The organism is Streptomyces sp. HSW2009, from assembly GCF_040240285.1.
Classification (GTDB): Bacteria; Actinomycetota; Actinomycetes; order Streptomycetales; family Streptomycetaceae; genus Streptomyces.
In genome coordinates this window covers 1-4,927 of sequence record NZ_JBEHZD010000551.1, presented here as the reverse complement: position 1 = coordinate 4,927, position 4,927 = coordinate 1, and the positions used below count along the sequence as shown (strand labels likewise).

Genomic DNA, 4,927 nt, shown 5'->3' with positions numbered 1-4,927 from the left:
GCCCCCACCGAGTTCTACTCATTTTGTTTGGTCGGCAGCGTCATATGTGAATATCAGACATCCCTTCCCCCGTACGTCAGGACCCGGGCCGCCCAGGACGACCCCGGCCGCCCCGGTCTACGCCCGCGGCCCGGCGGGCGTCGTGCAGTGCGTCTCGGCGAGTGCGACCCGGCCGGTGACGCTGGCGACGTTCAGCCGCAGCGGATCGATGGCCACCCGCAGTTCCAGGGCGGCAGCGGCGGCCGTACGCGCGGTGGTCGCGGTCTCGGCCACGGAGAGCCGCACCTCGCCCACGCCGGGGACGGTCACCTTGGTGGCGCGACGGACGGCGAGCGGAACCCGCTTGCCGAGCACGGTGACCGCGCCGATCGGATCGACCGCGGCGGCCGGCCTGCTGCCGGCCCGGCACGTCGCGGTCGAGGTGACCGCGTCCACCTCGATCAGCGGCAGCGCGGGCAGCCCGGGCGCGTAGACGCGGGCCTGTGCCAGGTGGGCGCGGCCCACGGCGGCGCGCGGGCCCGCGGTGGCGCGGGCGGTGGCGGTGTCGGCGCGGAAGACGGTGATCGGCTTCCCGTCGACGATGCCGTCGAGCAACACGGTGAGCGCGGTCTTCTCCGCGCTCCCCGGCGCCCGCACCTCGTTGACCGGCGCGTCGAGCGGCACCCGGAGCGCACCGCGGAGCAGGGACACGTCGAGATCGGTACGGAGCACGGCCGCGCTCGACGTACCGGAGCCGGCCGGTGCGGAGGCCGCACGGTCGGCGGAGCCCGCGCTGGCAGTGGAGCCCGCGCCGTCGGCGGCGTACGCCGGCGCGCCGGCGCCCAGCGCCGCGCAGGTCGCGAGCACGGCCGCGGCGCGCCGCCGCGGCACGGCTAAGGAGGAGTCGGTGGAACGGGACACGGAGGGAACCCCCACGGGAGACGTCGAACAGGAGGCGGCGTTCGCCGGCCGGCTGCGTGCGTGCGCAGACGCCGACGGCGCCGGTTCCGCCATGCTGACGTACGAAGGGTGAACGAACGCCTACGGGACGTGCATTCACCGCATCGGGTGAGTCCCCGCCCCTTTTTCACCCGCGCCCCACACACCCCACTCCGACCGGGCCCCAGTTCACCGCCGCCACCTGAGCCCGCGCTCACCCGCCTCCACCCACCCGCTTTCGCCCGAGCCCGAACTCACCACCGCCCGGCCCCACTCACCCGCCTTCGCCCGAGGGCCACCGGCCCGCCCTCACCCACGCCCCACTCACCCAGCTCTCTCCGGCCCGAACCCACCACCCCGGGCCCGTACCCCTCAGCCGACCACCCGCCCCCGCAACACCACCCGGCGCGGCGCCTTGAGCACCCGGACGTCCTCGCGCGGGTCGCTGTCGTAGACGACCAGGTCGGCGGCGGCGCCCTCGGTCATGCCGGGGCGGCCGAGCCAGGTGCGGGCGCCCCAGGTGGCGGCGGAGAGCGCGTCGACGGCCGGGATGCCGGCCTTGACCAGTTCGGCCACCTCGTCGCCGATCAGCCCGTGCGCCAGCGAGCCGCCCGCGTCGGTGCCGGCGTAGATGGGCACCCCGGCGTCGTAGGCGGCCCGTACGGTCTCGTACCTGCGCTCGTGCAGGCGGCGCATGTGGGCCGCCCAGGTCGGGAACTTGGCCTCGCCGCCTGCGGCCAGGTCGGGGAAGGTCGCGATGTTGACCAGGGTGGGGACGATGGCCACGCCGCGCTCCGCGAAGAGCGGGATGGTCTCCTCGGTCAGCCCGGTGGCGTGCTCGATGCAGTCGATGCCCGCTTCCACCAACGGGGCGAGGCTCTCCTCGGCGAAGCAGTGGGCGGTCACCCGGGCGCCGAGCCGGTGCGCCTCGGCGATGGCAGCCGCCACCTCGCCGCGCGGCCAACAGGCCGCCAGGTCACCGTGTTCGCGGTCGATCCAGTCGCCGACGAGTTTTACCCAGCCGTCGCCGCGACGCGCCTCTGCGGCCACGTAGGCGACCAGATCTTCGGGTTCGATCTCGTGTGCGTAGTTACGGATGTAACGACGGGTGCGGGCGATGTGGCGGCCCGCACGAATGATGCGGGGGAGGTCGTCACGGTGGTCGATCCAGCGGGTGTCGGACGGCGCCCCCGCGTCCCGCAACAGCAGGACCCCGGCGTCCCGTTCGGTGACGGCCTGCTTCTCGCTCGTCGCCTCGTCCACCGGTCCGTGGGCGTCGAGTCCGACGTGGCAGTGGGCGTCCACCAGACCGGGCAGCGCCCACCCCGTGACGACGCGCACGTCCCGCGCGCCGGTCGGGCGGTCGAAGGTGATCCTCCCGTCGACCACCCAGAGTTCGTCGTGAACGTCCTCGTCGGCGGCCGGCCCGGCCAGTACCCGCCCCTTGATGTGCAGCACCGCGCTCTCGCTCATGCGCGCACTCTACGAGTCACCCTAGGCGGGCCCAGGACCGCCCGCCACACGAGCCCGGCGGAACTCCGGTGAACGCTCAACCGAAGCGTCTACTCTGCGCTTATGCTAATGAATTCCTGACGCTGGGAACTTACTTATTCAGCTCAGCAACCCATATTCTCCTGCCCGCTTTTTTCGGGCCTAAACGCCAAGATTTTGCGAGCGGTGAGTACGCAATTCCGCGGCAGCTCAAGGCCGTTATGCATCTGTGACAGACGCCACAGCCCGCCTGTTTTGTCGCAAAAATGCGGGTCAAACCGTCACCTTCCGCCGGGCGATCGCGCGCACACGCGTCCCCGCGCGGTACCACAAGACCCCACTCCTAGGTAACCCCTCCTCGCGATGCAATTTCTGATTCAGCTAGGTAAATTCAATTTGCATGACCGCCGCACAAGCAGACCTTGCACGTGCCCACAGCGAATTCCTGGAAATACCGGAGGGACTGAAGCTCGACTCCCCAAGCGTCGAGGATGGAGCCGCGATCTGGCGCATCGCCCGCGACTCGAAGGCACTGGACCTGAACTCCTCGTACAGCTACCTCCTGTGGTGTCGCGACTTCGCCGCCACATCGGTGGTGGCGCGCGCCGACGACGGCGCGCCAGTCGGCTTCATCACCGGATACATCCGCCCTGAGCGCCCGCAGACCCTCGTCGTCTGGCAGGTCGCCGTCGACGACGCCTGCCGCGGCCGAGGGCTCGCGGGAGCACTGCTTGATGGACTGACCGCGCGGGTCACCGCCGAGAGTGGCGTGCGCCGCGTGGAGACCACCATCACGCCGGACAACGCCGCATCGAACCGGCTGTTCACCTCGTTCGCCGAGCGGCACGGGGCAGCGGTCGAGCGTGAGGTGCTGTTCGACGGGCAGATGTTCCCCGACGGGAGCCACGAGCCCGAGGTGTTGTACCGCATCGGGCCGCTGGCCCCACCCGCAGCCGACTGTTGAACCGGCCACTGCACCACACACGAAGCACTTCCCCCCTGCCGCCACCCGCGCCACTCATCTCCCAGGAGCATGCTGTGACCATCACCCAGCCGGACCTGAGCGTCTTCGAGACCCTGGAGTCGGAGGTGCGCAGCTACTGCCGAAGCTGGCCCACCGTCTTCGACCGCGCCCAGGGCAGCCACATGTACGACGAGGACGGCCACACCTACCTCGACTTCTTCGCCGGGGCCGGGTCGCTCAACTACGGGCACAACAACCCGGTGCTCAAGCGCGCCCTGATCGACTACATCGAGCGCGACGGCGTCACGCACGGCCTCGACATGAGCACCACCGCCAAACGCGCCTTCCTTGAGACCTTCCAGCAGACGATCCTGCGCCCGCGGGACCTGCCGTACAAGGTCATGTTCCCGGGTCCGACGGGCACCAACGCGGTGGAGTCCGCACTGAAGTTGGCGCGCAAGGTCAAGGGCCGCGAGTCGATCGTGTCCTTCACCAACGCCTTCCACGGCATGTCGCTCGGCTCGCTGGCCGTCACCGGCAACGCGTTCAAGCGCGCCGGTGCGGGCATTCCGCTGGTGCATGGCACCCCCATGCCATTCGACAACTACCTGGACGGCCGGGTTCCCGACTTCCTGTGGTTCGAACGTCTCCTTGAGGACCAGGGCTCCGGGCTCAACCAGCCGGCCGCGGTGATCGTGGAGACCGTGCAGGGCGAGGGCGGCATCAACGTGGCGCGCGCCGACTGGCTGCGCGGCCTGGCCGACCTGTGCAAGCGGCGCGACATGCTGCTGATCGTGGACGACATCCAGATGGGCTGCGGACGCACCGGCGCCTTCTTCTCCTTCGAAGAGGCGGGCATCGTCCCGGACATCGTCACCGTCTCCAAGTCGATCAGCGGGTACGGGCTGCCGCTGGCGCTGACCCTGTTCAAGCCGGAGCTCGACATCTGGGAGCCGGGCGAGCACAACGGCACCTTCCGCGGCAACAACCCGGCCTTCGTCACCGCCGCCGCCGCGCTCGACACGTACTGGGCCGACGGCCAGATGGAGAAGCAGACCCTGGCCCGCGGCGAGCAGGTGGAGGAGGCGCTGCGCGCCATCTGCGACGAGCACGCCAGGCTCGGCGCCGAGTACCGGGGCCGCGGCCTGGTCTGGGGCCTGGAGTTCACCGACAAGGACCGGGCCACCGCCGTGGCGCGCCGCGCCTTCGAACTCGGGCTGCTGATCGAGACGTCGGGCCCGGAGAGCGAGGTCGTCAAGTTGCTGCCGGCGCTGACCATCAGCCCCGAGGAGCTCGACGAGGGCCTGCGCACGCTGGCCCGCGCCGTGCGCGAGACCGTCTGACCCCCCATTCCCCGCCCCGCCGCGCCCCCCCGCGGGGGCCGCCCGGGGGGCGGCCCCCCGCGGGGGCCCCCCCCCCGCGCGCGCGCCCCCCCCCCCCCCGCCGCGGCCGCCCCCCCCCCCCGCCGCCGCGCGCGGCGGCCCCAGCTCGTCGCCGAACCGGCCGTGCCGTTCCTGTCCACACCGTACGAGGAGTTCGGATTCGGCCCGCTCT

At 71.4% G+C, this 4,927-nt stretch carries 5 protein-coding genes; 3 read left to right on the top strand and 2 right to left on the bottom strand.

Translation table 11 applies throughout. The annotated features are described in order from the left end of the window. Nucleotides 1-117: 117 nt before the first annotated feature. Nucleotides 118-900, bottom strand: a complete 783-nt coding sequence (locus AAHZ94_RS28395; protein WP_349996419.1) for an SCO1860 family LAETG-anchored protein — start codon at nucleotides 898-900, stop codon at nucleotides 118-120. Here AAHZ94_RS28395 and AAHZ94_RS28390 point away from each other — a divergent pair. Then, entirely contained in the window at nucleotides 887-1,012 is a 126-nt protein-coding gene (locus AAHZ94_RS28390; RefSeq protein WP_349996417.1) for a hypothetical protein, read from the top strand. The two genes, AAHZ94_RS28395 and AAHZ94_RS28390, sit on opposite strands and share 14 nt — an antisense overlap. A gap of 278 nt (nucleotides 1,013-1,290) precedes the next feature. On the opposite strand, the gene AAHZ94_RS28385 is transcribed toward AAHZ94_RS28390, so the two are convergent. Further along, on the bottom strand, nucleotides 1,291-2,391 hold the full coding sequence (locus AAHZ94_RS28385; RefSeq protein WP_349996416.1) for an amidohydrolase family protein: 1,101 nt from the start codon (nucleotides 2,389-2,391) through the stop codon (nucleotides 1,291-1,293). A gap of 418 nt (nucleotides 2,392-2,809) precedes the next feature. On the opposite strand from AAHZ94_RS28385, the gene ectA reads away from it, so the two are divergent. Together ectA and ectB are read left to right on the top strand one after the other, a co-directional pair. Next, on the top strand, nucleotides 2,810-3,373 hold the full coding sequence (ectA, locus tag AAHZ94_RS28380) for a diaminobutyrate acetyltransferase (protein ID WP_349996415.1): 564 nt from the start codon (nucleotides 2,810-2,812) through the stop codon (nucleotides 3,371-3,373). A gap of 74 nt (nucleotides 3,374-3,447) precedes the next feature. After that, nucleotides 3,448-4,716: a diaminobutyrate--2-oxoglutarate transaminase gene (gene ectB, locus AAHZ94_RS28375; RefSeq protein ID WP_349996413.1), complete on the top strand. Its 1,269-nt coding sequence runs from the start codon at nucleotides 3,448-3,450 to the stop codon at nucleotides 4,714-4,716. Nucleotides 4,717-4,927 lie beyond the last annotated feature (211 nt).